Source organism: Alcanivorax sp. HI0044, assembly GCF_001634945.1.
Window position 1 is genome coordinate 1 of record NZ_LWEZ01000669.1, and the last position, 3,948, is coordinate 3,948.

Here is a 3,948-nt window from a genome sequence, read left to right on the forward strand (position 1 = left end):
CGGTATTTGCTGCCACAACGAGCACATTGACCGTTACATTGAGCACTGATACATTCGATTATCTTGACGTTGTCCAGATATCGCGTCGCCATGTTTTCAGGAGCCAACATGACCCCCACCACCGTCAACAGCCAGGGCATTTCACTCCAGGCCTACACTCTCGGCGACCCCAAAAAGACGCCCGTGGTGCTGGTGCACGGCTACCCGGACAACCACAGCGTGTGGCAACCGGTGGCGCAGCAGCTGGCCAAACACTACTTTGTAATCCTCTATGATGTGCGGGGCGCCGGCGCCTCCCAGGCTCCCCGAGCGCAAGCGGACTACCGCATGAAGCTGCTGTCCGCCGACCTGCTCGCGGTGGTGGATACCCTGATCCCCGGCCGGGGGTTTCATCTGGCCGGCCATGACTGGGGCTCCATTCAAAGCTGGGAATCGGTCACCAGCGAGCCGCTGAAATCGCGCATTCTGTCCTACACCACGATTTCCGGCCCCTGCCTGGACCACATGGGCCACTGGATGCGCGAACGCACCCTGAACCTGTCCGCCTCCGCCAAGGCGAAAGTCTTCAAGCAGGTACTCAGCTCCTGGTATATCGGTTTCTTTCATCTTCCCGTGCTCGCCCCCAGCGCCTGGCAGGGCGGCCTCGACAAACTCTGGCCGCAGTACCTGAAGCACCGGGAAAATGTCGCCGAACCCGACGCCAACCCCACCCAGGGCAAAGACGGCAAATTCGGCGTGCAGCTCTACCGGGCCAATTTTCGTAACAAGCTGATCAACCCGGAAAAGCGCTACGCCAATTGCCCGGTCCAATTGATCGTGCCCACCCGCGACAATTATGTGGGCACCCAGCTATTTGAAGACCTGCATCTCTGGGTAGAAGAACTCTACCGCCGCGACATCAACGCCAACCACTGGGTCCCCCTCAGCCACCCGGAACGCATTGCCGACTGGATTCACGAATTCGTCAGCGGCGTAGAGAAAGGCACCATGAGCGGCGCCCTGCAGCATGCCCGCGTACGCCCGGCCCGCAGCGCACTCCCCCTGAATGGAAAAACGGCGGTCGTCACCGGCGCCGGTTCCGGTATCGGCCGCGCCACCGCCCTGCGCTTCGCTGCGCAAGGCGCGGACCTGGTCTGTGTGGACATTGATGAAGACAGCGCCGAAGGCACCGCAGCCAAGGCTCGGGAATTGGGTGCCGTTGCCTGGTCTCGCAAAGTCGATGTGGGCTCGGCCCAGGCCATGCAACGCCTGGCCAACTGGGTCGCCAAGGAACTGGGTGGCGCCGACATTGTGATCAACAACGCCGGCATCGGTATGGCTGGCGGAGTGTTGGATACCAGCGTCAAGGAATGGGATCGCCTGCTGAAAGTGAACTTGTGGGGCGTCATTCACGGCTCGCGTCTGTTCGCCCAGCAGATGATCGACGGCCATCGCCACGGCCACATTATTAACGTGGCCTCCGCCGCCGCCTTTGCCCCCAATCGCAAACTGGCCGCCTACTCCACCAGCAAGGCAGCGGTGCACATGCTGAGCGAGTGCCTGCGTGCTGAACTGGCCGAGCACGATATCGGCGTCACCGCCATCTGCCCTGGCTTTGTTGCCACCGGCATTGCCAACGCCACCGTCTATGCCGGCGCCAGCGAAGAAGAACAAGCCGAGAAACGCGCCAAGGCCGATGCGCTCTACAAACGTCGTAATTTTTCACCGGACGATGTGGCCGACGCCATCCTCAAGGCAGTACTCAACAACCCGGCCCTGTCACTGGTGGGGGCGGAAGCCTGGAGCACCCGCTTGCTCAGCCGCTTCGCCCCTTCACTGTCACGCCGCGTTGCACGCATTGACCTGACCCCCTGACGGAGACCGGACACCATGAATGCCACTGTTCGACACCAACTGAAAGCGCGCCGGGTGCAGTTCGATTTTGATCAGACACCACTGCACTGGCTGCGTGATGATCCGTTCTCCACACACACCATCAACGGCATCCACCTGCTGTTGCCGGAAGGCGAGCTGTGGTTCTGTCGGGTATACAATCAGGCCCTGCCGCTGATCCAGGATGAACAGCTTCTGGCCGACGTGCAGGGCTTCATCCGACAGGAAGCGGTGCACTCTCGCGCCCACAGCAAGGCACAACTGTATCTGGAACGTCACGGCCTCAGCGTAGAGCCGTTCCTGAAACGAGTGGAATGGTTGTTTGGCACCGCGCTGGCCGATGCGCCGTTCGGGCTTACCCTGATGCAGCGCAAACCGTTCAAAAAACACTGGCTGGTCATGCGTGTCGGCATCATCGCCGCCATCGAACATTTCACCGGTGTGTTGGGGCAGTGGGCCATGGACAACGAAAGCTGGGAGCAGAACGGCGACCCCACCATGGTGGATCTGTTCAAATGGCACCTGGCCGAAGAAGTGGAACACCGCACCGTGGCCTACGATCTGTTCGAGCATCTGTGCAAGACCCAGCTTGGGTTTTATGTCAGCCGCCAGGCTCTGATGGCCATTGTTTTCCCGCTGTTCATTTACTTCATTGCCGAAGGCGGGCGCAGCCTGGCCCGGCAGGATTCCGACAAGGCCGCACGTGAGATAGGCCGCAAACTGATTCCGCAGGTGCTGATCCAGCTACAGCAAGTCGGCGAGCAGACCCGGAACGTTCCCACCTTTGGTTTTTTGCTCAAGGCCACGTTGCGTTGGGTCTCCCCACGCTTTCATCCGATCCATGAAGGCGATACGGAACAGGCGCTGGCGTACCTGGCACGCTCGCCGGCAGCCCAGGCGGCCATGAACGTCTAAAACCGCCCTTCCAAACGTCGGGCGTCTGGCCTCATGCGTCCGGCGTTTTATCAAACCAGGGCGCTGCGGCTTCCAGCTGCGCGGCCAGCGCCAGCAGCTTGCCTTCATCGCCGTGGCCACCGACAAACTGGGAGCCCAGCGGCAAACCGTTCTGGCACCAGTGCAAGGGCACAGACATGGCCGGCACCCCGGTCACGTTGGCGAACTGGGTGAAGGGCATGTATTTGAAATTCTCCATGGCCATCTGCTCGATCATGCCGGTTTTCATCAACAGTTTTTCCCCGCCCACCTTGAGCAACATCTTCAACGCGGCCTGCTGCCACGGCGGCGTCGCCATGGCACCAATAGCTGCAGGGGGCATGGCCAGGGTGGGGGTGAGCCAGAAATCGTACTGCTCCAGGAAGGCATCCATGGCGATCATGTACTGTTGCCAGCGGGTCTGGCACTTCACGTATTCATGGGCCGGGGTGGCGCGACCAAAAGCCGCAATGGCCAGGGTATCCAACTCGAAGCCTTCATCACCGCAACCGGTAATGGCCTTCACCTCATCCACTTCGGCAGCACACTGACCAAACCAGACCGACAGCCAGTCCATACACATCTGTTTGGCGTCCATCTGCGGCTCGGCATCAATCACTTCGTGGCCCAAGTCCCGCAACAACGCCACGGTTTTCTCCACCGCCCGGATCGCTTCCGGATCCACATCGGTACCCAGCGGCGAGCGGGTGGAAAAACCGATGCGTAACTTGCCCGGGCGGCTGGCCGCAGACAGGGCGTAAGCCTGCTTTGGCGGGGCAATCTGAAACAGGCTGCCGCGCTCGTCGCCCTGGGCAATATCCAGCAGCAGCGCGCTGTCACGGACGCTACGGGTGAGTACGTGGTTAACGGCGATCCCGTGCATGGCCTCCGTGAATTCCGGCCCCCAGGGGGTGCGCCCACGGCCCGGCTTGAGACCGAACAGGCCACAACAGGCAGCCGGAATCCGAATGCTGCCACCGCCATCGTTGGCGCCGGCCACCGGCACCACGCCCGCAGCGACCATGGCTGCCGAGCCACCGGAAGAGCCACCGGGAGTATGGTCCGGGTTCCAGGGGTTGCGTGCCGGCCCGAACGAATCCGGCTCGGTAATGCCCTTGGCGCCAAACTCCGGGGTATTGGTAC

Annotated in this window: 3 protein-coding genes; 2 read left to right on the forward strand and 1 reads right to left on the reverse strand. The window is 61.5% G+C overall.

Features of this window, described 5'->3' with window-relative positions; translation table 11 throughout:
* The first annotated feature begins 108 nt into the window (after positions 1–108).
* Positions 109–1,854 (forward strand): SDR family oxidoreductase, encoded by a 1,746-nt coding sequence (locus A3730_RS08170; protein ID WP_082872304.1) that lies wholly within the window; start codon positions 109–111, stop codon positions 1,852–1,854.
* A 15-nt stretch (positions 1,855–1,869) separates the two neighbouring features.
* On the forward strand, positions 1,870–2,787 hold the full coding sequence (locus A3730_RS08175) for a metal-dependent hydrolase (RefSeq protein ID WP_063520246.1): 918 nt from the start codon (positions 1,870–1,872) through the stop codon (positions 2,785–2,787).
* Positions 2,788–2,818: 31 nt separating this feature from the next.
* On the opposite strand, the gene A3730_RS08180 is transcribed toward A3730_RS08175, so the two are convergent.
* On the reverse strand, positions 2,819–3,948 hold a 1,130-nt coding region (locus A3730_RS08180), incomplete at its 5' end, for an amidase (protein ID WP_063537891.1).